The sequence below is a fragment of the Pediococcus siamensis genome (assembly GCF_047220215.1).
Classification (GTDB): Bacteria; Bacillota; Bacilli; order Lactobacillales; family Lactobacillaceae; genus Pediococcus; species Pediococcus siamensis.
The window spans coordinates 1809183-1824963 of record NZ_CP178375.1; the positions used below are offsets into that span (position 1 = coordinate 1809183).

General features: G+C 41.6%; 15 protein-coding genes and 1 tRNA gene. 2 read left to right on the forward strand and 14 right to left on the reverse strand.

The annotated features are described in order from the left end of the window. Positions 1-2: 2 nt before the first annotated feature. Positions 3-845, reverse strand: a complete 843-nt coding sequence (locus tag ACLJJ6_RS08760; RefSeq protein WP_412989033.1) for a PRD domain-containing protein — start codon at positions 843-845, stop codon at positions 3-5. A 250-nt stretch (positions 846-1095) separates the two neighbouring features. Here ACLJJ6_RS08760 and ACLJJ6_RS08765 point away from each other — a divergent pair, with 250 nt between their 5' ends. Then, positions 1096-1977, forward strand: coding sequence for a LysR substrate-binding domain-containing protein (locus ACLJJ6_RS08765; RefSeq protein WP_412989035.1), 882 nt, complete (start codon positions 1096-1098; stop codon positions 1975-1977). A 193-nt stretch (positions 1978-2170) separates the two neighbouring features. On the opposite strand, the gene ACLJJ6_RS08770 is transcribed toward ACLJJ6_RS08765, so the two are convergent. The 9 genes from ACLJJ6_RS08770 to ACLJJ6_RS08810 form a co-directional block, all read right to left on the reverse strand. Beyond that, positions 2171-3553 carry an SLC13 family permease gene (locus tag ACLJJ6_RS08770; RefSeq protein WP_412989036.1) on the reverse strand — a complete coding sequence of 461 codons (1383 nt, stop codon included), beginning with the start codon at positions 3551-3553 and terminating at the stop codon, positions 2171-2173. Positions 3554-3618: 65 nt separating this feature from the next. After that, on the reverse strand, positions 3619-5094 hold the full coding sequence (locus ACLJJ6_RS08775; protein WP_412989038.1) for a UbiD family decarboxylase: 1476 nt from the start codon (positions 5092-5094) through the stop codon (positions 3619-3621). A gap of 348 nt (positions 5095-5442) precedes the next feature. Beyond that, a tRNA-Arg gene (locus ACLJJ6_RS08780) sits at positions 5443-5514 on the reverse strand. Between the two features lie 71 nt (positions 5515-5585). Then, positions 5586-6404 carry a Cof-type HAD-IIB family hydrolase gene (locus ACLJJ6_RS08785; protein WP_412989040.1) on the reverse strand — a complete coding sequence of 273 codons (819 nt, stop codon included), beginning with the start codon at positions 6402-6404 and terminating at the stop codon, positions 5586-5588. 16 nt (positions 6405-6420) lie between these two features. Beyond that, positions 6421-6756 carry a hypothetical protein gene (locus tag ACLJJ6_RS08790; protein ID WP_412990462.1) on the reverse strand — a complete coding sequence of 112 codons (336 nt, stop codon included), beginning with the start codon at positions 6754-6756 and terminating at the stop codon, positions 6421-6423. Positions 6757-6823: 67 nt separating this feature from the next. Beyond that, positions 6824-8719, reverse strand: coding sequence for an ABC transporter ATP-binding protein (locus ACLJJ6_RS08795; RefSeq protein WP_412989042.1), 1896 nt, complete (start codon positions 8717-8719; stop codon positions 6824-6826). Further along, positions 8706-10442, reverse strand: a complete 1737-nt coding sequence (locus ACLJJ6_RS08800) for an ABC transporter ATP-binding protein (RefSeq protein ID WP_412989044.1) — start codon at positions 10440-10442, stop codon at positions 8706-8708. The genes ACLJJ6_RS08795 and ACLJJ6_RS08800 overlap by 14 nt, the downstream gene beginning before the upstream one ends. Continuing rightward, on the reverse strand, positions 10439-10894 hold the full coding sequence (locus ACLJJ6_RS08805) for a MarR family winged helix-turn-helix transcriptional regulator (protein WP_412989046.1): 456 nt from the start codon (positions 10892-10894) through the stop codon (positions 10439-10441). The genes ACLJJ6_RS08800 and ACLJJ6_RS08805 overlap by 4 nt, the downstream gene beginning before the upstream one ends. 196 nt (positions 10895-11090) lie before the next feature. Beyond that, the gene (locus ACLJJ6_RS08810) at positions 11091-11771 is read right to left on the reverse strand and encodes a YjjG family noncanonical pyrimidine nucleotidase (protein WP_412989048.1); all 681 of its coding nucleotides are present in this window, start codon (positions 11769-11771) and stop codon (positions 11091-11093) included. Between the two features lie 148 nt (positions 11772-11919). Between ACLJJ6_RS08810 and ACLJJ6_RS08815 the strand changes: the two genes are divergently transcribed. Further along, a complete protein-coding gene (locus ACLJJ6_RS08815; RefSeq protein ID WP_412989049.1) occupies positions 11920-12108 on the forward strand; it encodes an LBP_cg2779 family protein in 189 nt (62 codons plus the stop codon). A gap of 208 nt (positions 12109-12316) precedes the next feature. Here ACLJJ6_RS08815 and ACLJJ6_RS08820 read toward each other — a convergent pair whose 3' ends face one another. The 4 genes from ACLJJ6_RS08820 to ACLJJ6_RS08835 all read right to left on the reverse strand — a co-directional run bounded on the left by ACLJJ6_RS08820 (position 12317) and on the right by ACLJJ6_RS08835 (position 15779). Then, positions 12317-12844: an O-acetyl-ADP-ribose deacetylase gene (locus ACLJJ6_RS08820; RefSeq protein WP_412989050.1), complete on the reverse strand. Its 528-nt coding sequence runs from the start codon at positions 12842-12844 to the stop codon at positions 12317-12319. A gap of 11 nt (positions 12845-12855) precedes the next feature. After that, positions 12856-14022, reverse strand: a complete 1167-nt coding sequence (locus ACLJJ6_RS08825) for a hypothetical protein (RefSeq protein WP_412989051.1) — start codon at positions 14020-14022, stop codon at positions 12856-12858. A gap of 14 nt (positions 14023-14036) precedes the next feature. Further along, on the reverse strand, positions 14037-15230 hold the full coding sequence (locus ACLJJ6_RS08830; RefSeq protein WP_412989052.1) for an MFS transporter: 1194 nt from the start codon (positions 15228-15230) through the stop codon (positions 14037-14039). A 168-nt stretch (positions 15231-15398) separates the two neighbouring features. Continuing rightward, positions 15399-15779: an iron-sulfur cluster biosynthesis family protein gene (locus tag ACLJJ6_RS08835; protein ID WP_412989054.1), complete on the reverse strand. Its 381-nt coding sequence runs from the start codon at positions 15777-15779 to the stop codon at positions 15399-15401. Positions 15780-15781 lie beyond the last annotated feature (2 nt).

Below are 15781 nucleotides of genomic sequence, written 5' to 3' on the forward strand. Positions count from 1 at the left end.
CATTAGCCCTTTTCAAACAAACTTGCAACATGAATAATCAGATACATTTGGTCAGTCTTACTCATTTTATAGTCATAATTATCTTTAAGAAATCCAGCCACTTTTTGTACTGAGTTATAAGAATTAGGATATGTTTTTGAAAGCATCTTCCAAAGCACATCATTCGTTTTTTGCCTTTTTTCACCACTAAGTATCCGTTGTGTAAAAAATTCTAGATGTGTTATTAGTCGAGAATATTCCATCGATTTTTTATCCAAATTCCGATGAAAAAAATTAACCAGAATGTCTTGTATTTCTTCAATTAATTTAATAACTTTATTCAAAGATTGTTTATTTTCAACGTTTTTTCGTCCATCTAATATATGCATTGCGATAAAGGCTGCTTCATCACTGCCAAATTGTGTTTGAAAATTTTGATTGATTAATCTTACTACATATTGTCCAATTTCATATTCCTTACTGTAAATTTTTTTGATATCCCCCTTTAATTCATTGGATAAATTGATTCCATTTTTAGAACGTTGGACGGCACCTGCTATGTGGTCTGCTACTGTTATTAAAACTGAATCATTTAATTCAATTCCATATCCTTCTCTTGCTAAATCGATTAAGGATTGCGCAATTTCAAAATTCTTTGGTGGAATTTTACCAAGAAGTTCACTAAACTTATCTTGATTCTGTTGTCCTTGTAACCGAAAAATTTGTTGGATTTTACTTTCTGCTATAAATCCTCCATACTTTTTCCTAAAAGCAATTCCATTTCTAATCACGACTATTTCATGACCATCAGAATCTGTAGAAACCACAGCGTTATTGTTCAAAACTCTTTCAATGCGAATGCCCAAATTCATCACCTCCTTACAATTACAAACAAAAGCAGGCAACGCCTCTTCCAATCTAATGAAAAAGGTATTGCCTGCTTTACCAGTAACAATCCCGAATGACCATTGTCACTCCTAACACTTACAATATAGACTAAAATTTTGTTTTTTGCAAGCGCTTCATTTTTTATTTTCCTTTAACCCGTTGTTGTATAATAAGGGCAACTTAGAAATACAACGTTATGTTGCCGACTTTTGAAAGGACACGGTAAAAATGGAAATGGAAGATTTTCGCGCGTTCGTTACGGTTTATCAATTACGTAGCATTTCACGCGCCGCTGTGCAGCTGAGTATGACTCAATCTAATCTTTCTAAACGCTTGGGTCACATTCAAGATGAAGTTGGTATTGAACTTATCGATACGCATAATAAACATCACTTAGCAATTACCGAGGCTGGTAACAGTTTTTACAACTACTCAGTCACCCTTTTGTCGCAATACAAGCAACTCAAGCAAACCATGACTGATTTTCGCGAACTGCGAGCCGGTGTTATCCGAATCGGGGCAGTTCCTATTCTTTCGCAGTATGATCTCACGCAAATCATCAATCATTTTGCCCAGGAATACCCGCAAGTTAAAGTCCATGTGATTGAAGACGAGGGCGATCACATTTTATCTTTACTAACCTCTGATCAAATTAATATTGCCGTCCTTCGTGACACCCAAACTTACGAACTGTCTGATCAGGCTTATCGCAAAATTCCATTATTAGCGGATGAATTGAAGGTCGTTTTACCGGCCCAGCATCCTTTAGCTAACCGACCCTTTTTACGCGTAGCGGATCTAAAGGACACTGAAATTGCGACCTTACCAAAGGGATCTGGCGTGTACGAGCCCATGATTACAGCTTTTAATCAAAACCAGATCCGCCCACGAATCTTTTTTGAAACCTCACACATTGAAACCATTATGGGCATGATCAAAAAAAGTAATAAGGCTGCTTTTCTGTTTCAAGAATCTGCGCAACCATTTCTAACTCCTGATTTTGTCATCAAATCGCTTTCACCTCAAATTTTCAGCACTTTGGAAATGGTCTATCACTACCCCGTCAGCGACCCGGTAATTAAAGGATTTATTAAAAAATTTCAAAACTAGCTAACTTGGAAAAAGCATTTTAATCGCACACATTCTTATTTTCTGGGTAGCTTAGAAAGTCGCTGAGTCGTCATTTGAATCAGCGGCCTTCTGTTGTCATTAGGGCTTTCCCTCGAATTTTAGTTACTAAGTTTTGGGGACAAAAAAAGGCTGAGAAACATTTCTCAACCCAATTTCGATGCTTTTTTTAAAGTTACATTAATCCTGTTACTTGGAACCAGAATACTTGAACTACCGCCACAATAAACATCACTAATGTTAACGGAATCCCTAACCGCATCACGTCTTTAGGAGTATAACCGCCACCAGTATCCGGATCGCTTCCAACCAGAACAGCTAAGTTATGGAACGGCAGGATATAGTGTAAGTTGACCACAGAAAAGACAATCAACGAAATGGCTAAAGGACTGATTCCCATGTGTGAAGTAGCAGCTAAAATTGCTGGAATCGTAATTCCCATCACAGCAATTACAGAACCCATAAACATATGAATAATCATCGCAAACAACGTAATCATTAACGCCAACAAGTAGACATTATGCGGCAACGTGGATGGCAAAATTTCTTTGGCAATCCAGGCGTTCATTCCTGTCACCTTGCCGACCGACCCAATGGCAATGGCCGAAGTCAAGAAGACTAACACATTAACCGGAACACCACTCCAGGATTTGGCAGTCAAGACGCCACCAATTACTGGCAAACTCATCAAAAGTGCGACAATGAAAGTCAACCAACCAACATCAATCCCAGTGACGCCACTTGTCAGCCACAACGCAATGGCAATTACCAACCAAACTAAAGTACGGATTTCTTTTTTGGAAAACTTTCCCAAATTGGCTTGCTGAATTTTTAGCGCTGGGACATTAATGTGGAGTTCCTTTGTCGGACGGAAAAGGACTAAGATCAGTCCCATCGTGATCAACGCTGCAATAATCATTGGAACACTCATATAGATAAAGTAATTAATAAAGCTGACATTAACTCCGGAGTCTGCCACCGCCAGTGGGTTTAGCGAAGTATCACCCGTCAAAAAGACACCCGAAAGCGGACAGGAGGCAGCAAAGACCGCCAGTCCTAACTTAGCTTTATCTTCTTTAGGCATCTTCGCACTGGTGGCGACCACATCCATAACTGACATGATTAGAAAAGCTCTTGGCCATGGATGAGGAATAAGCAAAGCTAGAATAAAGGTTAGCACGAAGATTGAAACGATAACACCGTTCCAAGTTCTGACAAAGCGAATAATAAACGCATAGGCAATTCGCTCACCTAAACCAGAATCCTTAACGGCACCAGCAATCAGATACGCCCCCATGACAAGCCACATAATTGAACCCGTCCATGAAGACGAGAAGACTTGAACCGGCGTGGCAACGTTAAAGATAATCAGCAGCATTAAATAAATTCCACCAATGTAAGCGGGTTGCGCAATCTGAGTTGCCCACCAAACGACGGTCATCAAACTGAGGGCTAAATCTAGCTGCCCCTTTGCAGATAAGCCGCCACCAAGAGGAATCAAATAAATGATTAGGAAAACTGCAATGCCGGCAAAAAAACCAACGACTTTTTTATTCACAATTTTGTAATCTCCTTTGTCATAGGCTCATCAACGACTAGCCCACTATTTTTAAAACCTATTTTTTACTTCAAATATTTTTGCCAATCGTCAACTTTCTTAAACTGTGCCCGTTCAAATTGATCTTTCATATCAAATGGCACCGTTCCATCAATAACCAGTTTGGATGACATCCCTCGTGTGCGAATAGATTTAGGGTCATATTCTGGTCGTTCAGAAGGATCTAATGGGTGATTGCGCATCCCAGAAAGGACCATAATGTCTTGATCCGCCTGGAAACGTGTGTTAATTGTCCAAACCACATCGTTCATATCAAAGATATCCACATCTTCATCTACTAAGAAGACGGTCTTCAATTCCTTAAAGGCTGAAAATGCTAAAAGAGCGGCTTGACGTTGAATACCTTCATCAGCTAGATTATCCTTGTGGATTTGCATGATCGTCATCAACTTACCACCACCTGCTGGCGGATTATAAACATTCAAGACTTTACCAGGAATGGCCCGATCTGTAAGTTGCAAGATACTTGCTTCGGTTGGAATTCCCGCCATGCTAACATGTTCTTCACTCGGTCCAATCACACTTTGCATAATTGGATGACTTTCTCGATGTGTGACTGCCGTTACCTTGATCACCTGAAGGGCTGGATTGGCATCCCCATCATAGCCTGGGAATTCAGGCATAGCTTTGCCAGTATGCGTATTAATATCCTCTTGAATCCGCTCATTAGGCATAATATAACCTTCCAAAGTGTATTCAGAACGTGCAATTGCTTTTTCGTCGACTGTCAGCCCATCAACTAAATCTACGGCTTGGTTACGAATCGCTCCAGCAACGCCCAATTCATTGTAGCCTAATGGTGTTGTTGGCGGCTCAAAGGTTGCCCCAATTGTGATTGCAGGATCTAGACCGATATTAATCGTGATTGGCATTGGTTTATTTGCTTTCTCATACTCATTTGCAAAATAGCCAATGTGCCGGCCACCAGGCATGATATAAATACCTAACTTATCTTTATCTTCCAACACCATTCGGTGAATCGTAACGTCGCTCATTGATTTATCCATGCTTGAGCCAAGAACCACACCTACCGTGATGTAAGGACCAGCATCAACCGGTGTATTTGTGGGTGCAGCAACTAATTTGCGAATATCAAATCCCGCTTCAGTTGCCTTATGCACGACTTCATGCGCTGGTGCTTGATCTTCAGGAACTGTAACAGGTGCTACCGGTTTTTGAACAGCTTTATTCAAAAAGTGACCTAGAGTTTTATAATCTTGATGGAACATCTTGCCAACTCGTTTCCGACTGGCCATAAGCCCCATTAACACCCGGGTATCAGGAAAGCCTTTAACATTGTTGAACATCATTGCCGGTCCTTCTTGGGTGGGACGTTCGACCGTTCCGCCGGCACCAATATAGCGATAGACCCCTGACAATTCAGCTTCCGGGTCAACTTCAACATCCGTTTCATGGTATTGCGCAGGATCATCTTTTAATTCATTTAAGACTCTACGTAAATCCCATCTCTCATCTGACATATCCTTCATCTCCTAAAAATTTAGATACAAGTTAATCGTAAAAGCGGTTGCACTGTTCTTCAAGTCGGATTTAGCATACTATTATGAACGAAAGGAATATGAACGATTTATAGCCAAAAAGCCCTCCAAAACTAAAATTTCAGCCTTTAGTTTTGGAGGGCTTTTTGGCAAAGAAAATGGAAAAAAGTATTTTAACTTCGCGCATAACAACGAAAGTCGAATGATTCAAAGAACGAATCATTCGACTTTCACCGTTAATCAGAGCAGGTAGTCTTTTTCCCGCCAGATTTCGACTATTAAAATTTGGAAACCTCAAGGCTGGGAGATTTTTTCAGCCGCTATCACTAATGCGTCAGCGGGGAATCGAACCCCGATCATGAGGACCGAAATCTCATGTGCTATCCATTACACTACCGACGCCTACATGATAATTCTAATGAACTTGGATTAAAATTTCAACCTTGAGTTTTTACGTCAGTAGCTGTTCATTTCTAGATTTTGTTTGCTAAAACACGATCAATCATATCCAACACGCCACTGTGATTATTATCTAATGGTGTGACCAGCTTGGTTGCAGCCTTTGCCTCGGGAGCAGCATTCTTCATGGCATACCCATACTTGGCATCACGTAACATCGGGGCATCGTTTTGGTTATCCCCAAACGCCATCGTTTCTGCCATCGAGACGTGCCAAATCCGTTGTAATTGTTCCAACCCGTAAGCCTTGGTGACATGCGGTTTAATAATGTCAATGCCACTATACCCGCTCATTACGCCATTTAATTGGTCGCCAAACTCACTGGTTAGTTCGGCATGTTTATCCCGAACATCCGCAATTCCAGGCCAATTGACATCTACCTTATAAATCTCGCCTTGGACCTGTGAAAGTTTCGTAACGGGTGTTAAATTCTCGTAAAAATATTGGGTCCGCGACCAGACCTCACTAGCTGGCGAAATATTCGTGTAGGCAGCATGCGCCCCAGATAAAATAATCACGCCGTTGGCCAAAACCGATTTTTGTGAGACACTGGCTAGAACCGACTGCCACAATTCAGGTTCAATCGGGCTCGCATCTAATACTTTTCCTTGTTCAACAATCAAGCCCCCGTCTTCGGTTACATAGGTCAGATCACCGTTAATTCCAGCCATCACTTTCGTACAATGTAAATACTGATTCCCGCTTGAGACCACAAAGTGAATGCCTCGCCGGTTCATCTCATCCAGCTGGACTTGGAACCGTTCCCGGTCAAAAGCGTGCTGATCATCTAAAAAGGTCCCGTCAATATCGCTCGCAATTAATTTAATGGTCATGTTAAAACTCCTTCAATTAACGTTGATTTACAATTTTTTGAATTTGTTGATCTAAATACATCAATAATTGTGGTGCATTTTGGCGAAAATCTTCTTCAAAAGAATGACTCTGGGCTTTAATTTTGCCGATCGGTTTTTGGATCACATCATACACAGTAAGGGTGTCCTTATCTAAAGCACACGAATAATAATGCCCTTCTAATTTTTCATCTAGGATAGCCTGAGCATTATCTGAAATAGCCTCAAAAATAACCTGTGCCTCGGTACTCTCATGACCTAATTCTTCAAGCTGTGCTAATTTAACTTTAACTTCCGTCATATCTTGGGGAATTTGTATCATCAATACACCCACTTCTTCCAATTAGTTTCTCTCTTATTTTAGCATGACAGCAGGCTACTGCCCATTCAAAGCCCTTTGCTCATTCTAAAGCTGTCTTACCCGTATAAAGTTCGTAGTACTCTCCTTTTTCTTTCATCAAGGCTTCATGGTTACCATCTTCAATAATACGCCCATCTTCAATAACGAGAATTTCGTCCGAGTTATGCACGGTGGACAAACGATGTGCAATCACAAACGTGGTGCGCCCCTTCATAAGATTATCCATTCCAGTTTGTACCATTGTTTCTGTCCGGGTATCAATACTTGACGTTGCTTCATCCATAATCATGGTTGGCGGATCAGCAATTGCAGCTCGTGCGATGGATAACAGTTGACGTTGCCCTTGGGAAAGATCAGAGCCAGAACCATCGATCACCGTGTCATACCCATGCGGTAAACTGCGAATAAAGCTGTCTGCATTCGCCAGTTTAGCTGCTTGAACGACTTCTTCATCAGTAGCATTAAGTCTGCCATATCGGATGTTATCACGAATTGAAGCGGTAAATAGGGTCGTGTCCTGAAGTACAATTCCCATCGATAGCCGCAAACTAGCTTTTTTAATTTGTTTAATATCAATGCCATCGTACGTAATTTTTCCGCTTGAAATGTCATAAAACCGGTTCAGCATGTTTGTAATCGTCGTTTTGCCTGCACCAGTGGCGCCTACAAATGCCATCTTTTCCCCTGGCTTGGCTTCTAGGGAAATATGGTGCAGAATTGTCTTTTTCCCATCATAACTAAAGTTCACATCCTCAAACACGATATGGCCTTTAACGGGTGTTAAGGTCACCGCCCCATCTGTAGCAACGGACTTCCAGGCCCATTGCTCGGTACGGTGATCGGTTTCGACTAATTCATGCTGTGCATTTTCGGTCACATAAACTAACGTCGTATTCCCCGAGTCCTGTTCAACTGGCTCATCAAACAACTGAAACATCCGCTGTGCCCCGGCAAGACCCATAATAATCGCATTCAACTGCATTGTGATTTGGGCAATCGGTTGACTAAAGGAACGGCTTAACTGCAAGAAGGCTGCAATTTCGCCTAACGTAATTGCCGTCACATGATTGACCGCAAAATAGCCGCCCACAACGGCAATCAGCACATAGAGAATATTGCCCACATTCCCCATAATAGGAAATAGCATTGTTGAAAGGCCATTCGCCAAACTGGCATCGCGTCGCAGTTCTTCGTTACGGACATCAAATCCAGCCTTAGACTGCTTTTCATGTGAAAAAATTTTGATTACTTTTTGCCCATTCAGCATTTCTTCAATATAACCATCAATATCACCCAATGATTTCTGTTGTAAACGGAAATACGCGCTGCTCTTGGAACTCAGTGTCCGAACGACAAAAATACTCAGCGCAAAAATGAGTAAACTGACCACTGTTAAAAATGGGCTTAAAGCGATCATCGCCGATAACGTAAACACAATGTTAAAAATAGCGTTGATAAACATTGGAAAACTCTGCTCCACCATTTGCCGTAACGTATCTACATCATTCGTGTAACGACTCATAATATCGCCATAATCATTAGAATCAAAATAGCTCAGGGGCAGTTTTTGCATATGCTTAAACATATCGTCCCGGATTCGGTTCTGCAGTTTTTGACCAGTCATAATCATAATTTGCGAGTACATTAAAGTGCCAATCACCCCTAATAGGTAAATTGCACCCATGATTATCACCGCATGCAATAACGGCGTGAAATTAGGATTGGCGGCTTTCATTAGCGGCGTAATGTAATCATCAATCAACCGTTGAATGAATAGCGTACCAATAACGGCCGCCCCCGCGGAAACAATAACGGAAAAGAAGGCAATAAACAGCGCAAAACGGCTTTTTTGTAAAATATAGCGTAATAATCGCCACAAAATTTTCCAAGCTGAACCGTCTAATTTTGCGCGTCCTGCAACTCTAGTTCTTTGCATCTGTCTCTTCTCCTTTCACTTGTGAATGATAAATTTCTTGATAAAGTGCATCCTTTGCCAAAAGTTGTGCATGCGTGCCTACTGCTTCAATTCTGCCGGCCTGCAACACAATAATGCGGTCTGCATTTTGCACCGAAGAAATTCGCTGGGCAATAATTAGCTTTGTCATGTGAGGCAACTCTTCACGAAAGGCCTTTTGAATCAGACTGTCCGTGTGTGTATCAACTGCACTAGTTGAATCGTCTAAAATTAAAATTTGTGGATGTTTCAACAAAGCACGAGCAATCGTCAACCGTTGCTTTTGTCCCCCGGAAACATTACTACCGCCTTGTTCAATGTAGGTGTCATAGCCTGCGGGTAAACTACGGATAAAATCATCCGCCTGAGCCAGTTTGGCGGCATGGACGAGCTGCTCATCAGTGGCATTTTCATCGCCCCAGCGCAGATTTTCGGCAATTGTTCCCGAGAATAAGACGTTTTGTTGCAAAACCATCGCCACATTATCACGCAAGGTTCGAATATCGTAATAGATAACATTTTCACCGCCGACTTTCACTTGCCCCTTATTAACATCATAAAGACGCGGAATAAGGCTCACCAGTGTACTTTTGCCACTGCCGGTTTCACCAATAATACCAATGGTTTCCCCAGAATGAATGTGCAGGTTAATGTCATGCAGTCGGGTCACATGATCATCTTCGTATCCAAAATCAACGTTTTTGAATTCAATTTCGCCACTAGGAACCGCGGTAAGTGCATCTCTGGGGTTGGTTAAGGTACTCTTATAGGTCAAGACCTCGTCAATCCGCTGGGCCGAAGCGAGTGAAATCGTCATTTGGTTAAAGACGTTTGACAAAATATTCAGGCTCATCAAGACGGACATGGCATAGGCTAGTAAGCTGACGAGCTGACCAGGCTGCATCGTTCCGGCCACAATCCGTTTGGCACCAAACCACGCTAAGAAAAGTAACGTACTGTACATCACAAACTGCATGATCGGCATATTAAGCTGTAAAATGCGTTCGGCTTTACTAAAAACGTTGAAAATCCGCGATGCCGCACGGGCTTCTTTTTTATTTTCCACTGCTGCTCGGTTATAAGTTTTTACAACTCGAATTCCGCGTAAGTTTTCTCGAACAACCCGGTTGAGACCGTCATAACGCTGATAAACCTGTTTAAATAATGGCCGGCCTAAAGCGATGATGATAGTTAGCCCAATCGCCATCGCTGGCACTGAAACAACAAAGACCAATGCCATTTGTGCATCAACGGTAAAGGCCATCACAATCGAAAAGATCAGCATTAATGGTGCCCGGGCTGCTGCTCGGACCAGCATCTGAAAGGCCTGCTGAATATTCATAATGTCCGTGGTTAACCGGACAACAATACTAGAGGTCGAAAAATGATCATAATCAGCAAACGAAAAATCCTGAATGTGATAATAGAGATCATGCCGTAAATTCTTGGCAAAACCCGCACTAGCCAAACTGGAATACCAACTTGCACCAGCCCCACCAGCTAATGAGATAAAGGCCCCAATCAGCATGAATAGCCCCATTTTTTCGATGTAACCCAAATTTCCAGGAATAATCCCCTTATCAATCATTCCCGCCATTAAATACGGAATGAAGGTTTCGATAAACGTTTCGATCGCCACCAGGACAGGCGAAACGAGCGCATACTTCTTAAATTCACGGACAGAATGTCCTAAACGTTTAATCATACTTTTCCACTTCCTGTCTTTTTGCTATCCAAATTATGAATCATTTGAGTAGTTACGTTTTGCCAAACCTGAATGTCCGCTTCTGAAATACCATCTAGCAAGACATCCTCGAAATCATACGTACCTTGAACAACATTTGTGCGAAATTTCAGGGCTTTTGGAGTTAACACAATCCGCTTCAGACGGGCATCTCCGGCCACTGATTCGCGGGTAATGTAATTTTTATCTTCCAATTTTTGGAGCAAACTAGTCACAGAAGAACGACGGATACTGAAATTTTCCTCAATATCGCGCTGATAAACGTCCTTTTTTCCGGCACGTAATAATAAGTAATGCAAAATGCCGCCTTGCTTACCCGTAATATCATCGCCCAGAAAGGTTTCATTAAATTTCCGCGTTGAGCGATTTGCTAAAATATGTAACTGATGATTTATACCTAAATGTTGTTTCATGATGGCCTCGAAAAAAATTATTGTTAGAAATCTAACAGTTTAGAATAGCACTTACTTTTAAGAGGTGCAACAAATTAAATTGTCGTTTTTTTGAACGAAAAAAACAGTCCCCCATCCGTAAATTCGGTTTTAACTCTCGAATTGGTTGAGTGACTGTTTACTATTCTCTTAATTGGTCAATTAGTATTTGGTTGGCTCACAAAATTGTTTCCAGATCCAACAAATCATCAATCTGATAGGTCGGGCTGACTGTAGAATGATTCGGCTGCATTGCCGGGTTAAACCAGACGGAATCGATGCCGGCGTTGGCACCACCTTGAATATCTGAAGTTAAAGAATCGCCGATGATCAACGCATTGGCCGGTGTAAATCCGGTAATTGCGTTTGCGACATAATCAAAAAATTCAATCCGCGGCTTTTGGTAGCCAACTTCTTCGGAAACAAAAACGTGGGTAAAATAATTGCGTAGCCCTGAATCTGCAAGCCGATGTTGCTGCACTGATGCGATCCCATTCGAAACAATGAATAAATTGAATTGTGCTTTCAGATCGTTTAGCAGCTCACGCGCATGGGGTTCCAACTGATGTCCTTGGTTTAAAAAACCACGGTAAATTTTTTCATACTTTACGCCGTCTACCTGTTCGTTAAAATGTGCAAATAACTTGGTAAATCTTGTGTTAACCAGGGTGTTACGATCAAGTTGTCCCAACTCAAAGCGCTGCCACATTTTTTCATTCATCGCACGAAAATAACTGGTTACTTCATCCGTTAACGGATACTTAATTTCTTTGAATAACCTTTTAAGGGCTTGACTTTCTGCTGCTTTAAAATCTAAAAGTGTGTCATCCACATCAAATAATAGATTTTTGTACTTCATGCTTTTCACCTCAATCCCTCTTGAATTGCATTATAACAAATTCATCCCGAATTTGACGAATTTCTTTTGAAAAATGAACACAATTATGTTCATTTTGCGGCTAGTTATGGTACATTAAATGTAAGGGCCCACATTAGGAGGATTAATAATGAATGATTTAACCAAACTTGCTGAAGAAATTGTTAATTACCAAAAAAAGCATGATTTAACAGATGCTGACGTGGCATTCGGAACACATTTATCGGTGGAAAAAATCCATAATATCAAGATTAATTCCTACCAACCCACAACAGATGATATTCAACGAATCAATAATTTTATGAGAGATAATAAGTAAGCGTCACTTTAAGTTTCAACTCGTCAAGCGGGATGCCCTTTTGTTCGTCTCTATCAGGTTAACGAAAAGCATGAAGCAAAGCCGGGTCCAGTTTGCAGCTTCACCAACTGTCTTCTAGATCCTAATTTGGGGGTTGGGTAATCAAGTGCCCACCAGGCATTCAAACGCTTATTTCCCCCAACAATTTGAAAAGAGGAACTGAGATGAGTCATCTCAGTTCCTCTTTTTGGATGTGATTCGAAAGGGCCGCCACGTAAGCGTGATACGTCCTGTCGTCAAAACAAACCATTGTCACATTTTCCACAAACTTTGCCGTTGTTAAAAATGTCTGAATCGTGTCAACCGCAATCCGGGCCCCCTGTGTTAAAGGAAACCGATAAACACCGGTGCTGATCGAAGGAAATGCCACGCTTCGACACTTATTTTGCTCTGCCAAGCTTAAACTGTTTTGATAACTGTTATGCAAAAGCTTGGCCTCCTGATGCGTGCCGCCGCGCCACACAGGTCCTGGTGTATGAATCACATAGCGTGCTGGCAAATCAAATCCCGGAGTTATTTTAGCTTCGCCGGTGGGACATCCATGTAACGGTCGGCAGGCTTCCAGCAGCTTGGGTCCGGCCGCACGATGGATTGCACCATCAACGCCGCCACCGCCTAACAGGGTTGTGTTTGCGGCGTTGACAATGGCATCCACTGCTTGTTTGGTAATATCACCCTGGATGATATTCAAAGACATCCGCTCATCTCCTATAAAATCCCTTTATCACGCATATGATTTTCTAGCAAAACAGCATTCAAAAAATCAAACGAAATTTCATCAACATCTTCAATATTAACCTCCACCCCGGTTTGATCAACATATAAGTCGGGTTCAATCGCGTGAAAACGAAAGGTGTCTGCGCCTAGTTCCGTGATGAACCCCATTTCGTGCGCGCCGGTTAACAGCGTGACACTCAAAACACGTGAGAAAGTTTCTGCCTGCTTAATGAGTGCCACAAATAAATTATCAGTAGCATCAAATAATCGTTCCTCATTTAAGACAGGCTGGACAAACCGCTGCTGCTTTTTTTGATAATCAATAAAAGCTTGAATCACTTTTAAATAATCTGACTGCAGTGTGATGCTCGCAATGGTATCCATCCGAATTAACGAATAGCCGCCAAATTGTCCTGCCATGTCGACTAAATTACATAAGACTTCATCTTCATTAACTGCATTGACAGTTCCGACAAAGAAATTCGTTGATTTCGTTTCATCATTGATTGAAATTAATGTTTGTTTGTGTTCCGCAGTTTTTAAAACGGTATAGAAGCTATCCTCGTCTGTCACCAGTAAACGCGGCTCCGGTACCCGCTTTGCCAGTTGCGGCCATGCGGCAGTTTCGACTTCTAATTCACGCCCCGAAAATTCGACAATTTCAGCTTCTGTATATTTAATTGTGGCCTCAACCCGGTGGGCTAAATTAAATTTATCCACTAGATTCATCTCAAAATCATTTTCATGGATTGCAGTCACCTGACCTTCTTGATAATTCTGAAGATCACTTCTGGTTAAAACAAGAAATTGCCCACTGGCATAAGCAGCGCCAATCACCTGTTTAATGAGATCACTGGTCGCCACAAAAGTGGGAATTTGATCGGTCGACATGAATAACTGGTCATTTTCCGCCAGCTGGATCATCTCCATCATATTATCCAGATCCGGACTATCGTACTCGACATTGTCAATGGCATCAAATTGGACGTAAACTGCGCCGTCTGCCTGGCCAGTATCATCAAAAGTATTTAAAATGACCCCATCGGCGCCAATACTATTGATAAACCCCGTATAAAAAGTCTCTTGTGCTTTCGGAAACACATTGGCAAGCCGCTGATCACTTTTGGCAAACTCTAAGTCATATAAAATCGAATCCATCCTGCCACCTTCTTTCACCGTGAAGTTCTTCCCATTAAGTATACGACCAATAGACCGAAAAGTACTAATCCACCTAGGACAAAAAAGGTGCCGTGGTTAAACCAGTCGGAAATAAAGCCGAATACAAATGAACCAAAGGGGTGCATACTGTCAAAACACAGAAACCAAATTGAAAAGACCCGTCCCAAATAAGCGATCTCGGTGACATTTTGCACAATAGTCATCATCCGAATGCTCATCCGTGAAGTGTAATAGCCATAGATCAATCCCATAGCTAACAACAAACCATAATTTACCCACATGCCAGTAATGAGTAACGCAATCCCCAGAATAAAGGCATCCTGATAATTATGCCGAATCTTGGGTTTTTGCTTATTTAAAATCAACGATAAGCCGCCTAACATGCCGCCAACCGCAACCAAGGTTAAAACATAGCTGTATAACCGTTCATCCCCGTTGTAATAGCGATCGACGTCATATGGTAATAATAAGGTAAAGCCAGCATACATGGCCGCCAAAATGGCATCAAAAACGATTAACCGAAAGACATCCCGGTTGTTCAAAACGTATTGCAGGCCATTCGCTAAGCTTTGAAAAACAGGCATTGTTTCTTTAGAGTGATCTTTTTGCGGAACATATTTGAGAATCCATGTAAAAATAAACGATAATAAAAAGGAACCGGCATTAATAATCAAAAAAGAGCGAAAATCTATCCAGTGTAACGTTAATAAAAAGCCACCTAACAGTGGTGCAATGATATCAGCGAGCGTCAGGCCAGTATTGGACCACGAGTTAAAAATTGATAGTTTATCGTGGCGAATAATTTCTGGCACCACTGCTTTTGCTGCCGGAAAATTAAAGGCTAGGCCGATATCAATCACACAGGTCAATAAAACCAACTGATAGAAAACAGGTTCGTTCACGTCCATCACCGCGGCCATGACCAAACACGCAAAAAAGCTAAGCGCATCGGCAATCAACATAATGGCCTTTCGATTATATTTGTCCACAAGTGGGCCCGCAAACAAATCTCCTGCCACTAAGATGATACCGCCAATTCCCTGCACAATCCCTAGCAGTGCCGCATGGCCAGTCGCCTTCACAATAAACCAATTTAGCCCAAAAACAAATAAAGCATCACCCAAACGTGATACAAACGGGCTTAAAAATAGGGGCCAGCTAAATTCTTTTTTGAACTGTTCTTCCATGCAAACACTCCTCCCGTTACTAAACCTCTTTATTTTACAAGAATCCCTTAATCCGAACAAGTTAAAGCATTGCACCTCAACGTTGTCCAAAAATTGTCCTGCCAAATAGAAAAAACGGTTTCAATTGAATTTGAACCCGTCTGCTTTGTAACGCTCGCGAAAATTTAGTTATCTAGCTGGATTATGCTTGCGTCCATCTTTATCTGTAAAATCAATAAATCCCACGTTGCCATCAATCAATCCACCATCACCAGAGAGTTGGAAGGTTCCCAGATGGGAATTATACTTAAGGACCATATTTTCTTCCAAATCCGCGGCCGAATAATCTTTGATCAGAATATCGCCTAAATTAGAATGGACAATTGCCTGATATCCCTCAACTGGCATATCGTTAGTGACCACATTCAGTGTAAATTGCACCTGCATATGAATCATCGCATGCTGCGAGTACGCACCGACGCCATCCTCAAACGTTAATAAAAGCCGTTTATGCTCATCTAAATGTGTGGCTATCTTTTGTTTGGCCTGAGTTTCAATAACGAGTTTCATAA

Bases quoted from the DNA above. Each gene is read 5' to 3' on its own strand.
- ACLJJ6_RS08765 (WP_412989035.1), top strand. From the start codon at position 1,096: ATGGAAATGGAAGATTTTCGCGCGTTCGTTACGGTTTATCAATTACGT.
- ACLJJ6_RS08775 (WP_412989038.1), bottom strand. From the start codon at position 5,094: ATGTCAGATGAGAGATGGGATTTACGTAGAGTCTTAAATGAATTAAAA.
- ACLJJ6_RS08785 (WP_412989040.1), bottom strand. From the start codon at position 6,404: ATGACCATTAAATTAATTGCGAGCGATATTGACGGGACCTTTTTAGAT.
- ACLJJ6_RS08795 (WP_412989042.1), bottom strand. From the start codon at position 8,719: ATGCAAAGAACTAGAGTTGCAGGACGCGCAAAATTAGACGGTTCAGCT.
- ACLJJ6_RS08800 (WP_412989044.1), bottom strand. From the start codon at position 10,442: ATGATTAAACGTTTAGGACATTCTGTCCGTGAATTTAAGAAGTATGCG.
- ACLJJ6_RS08805 (WP_412989046.1), bottom strand. From the start codon at position 10,894: ATGAAACAACATTTAGGTATAAATCATCAGTTACATATTTTAGCAAAT.
- ACLJJ6_RS08810 (WP_412989048.1), bottom strand. From the start codon at position 11,771: ATGAAGTACAAAAATCTATTATTTGATGTGGATGACACACTTTTAGAT.
- ACLJJ6_RS08815 (WP_412989049.1), top strand. From the start codon at position 11,920: ATGAATGATTTAACCAAACTTGCTGAAGAAATTGTTAATTACCAAAAA.
- ACLJJ6_RS08820 (WP_412989050.1), bottom strand. From the start codon at position 12,844: ATGTCTTTGAATATCATCCAGGGTGATATTACCAAACAAGCAGTGGAT.
- ACLJJ6_RS08825 (WP_412989051.1), bottom strand. From the start codon at position 14,022: ATGGATTCGATTTTATATGACTTAGAGTTTGCCAAAAGTGATCAGCGG.
- ACLJJ6_RS08830 (WP_412989052.1), bottom strand. From the start codon at position 15,230: ATGGAAGAACAGTTCAAAAAAGAATTTAGCTGGCCCCTATTTTTAAGC.
- ACLJJ6_RS08835 (WP_412989054.1), bottom strand. From the start codon at position 15,779: ATGAAACTCGTTATTGAAACTCAGGCCAAACAAAAGATAGCCACACAT.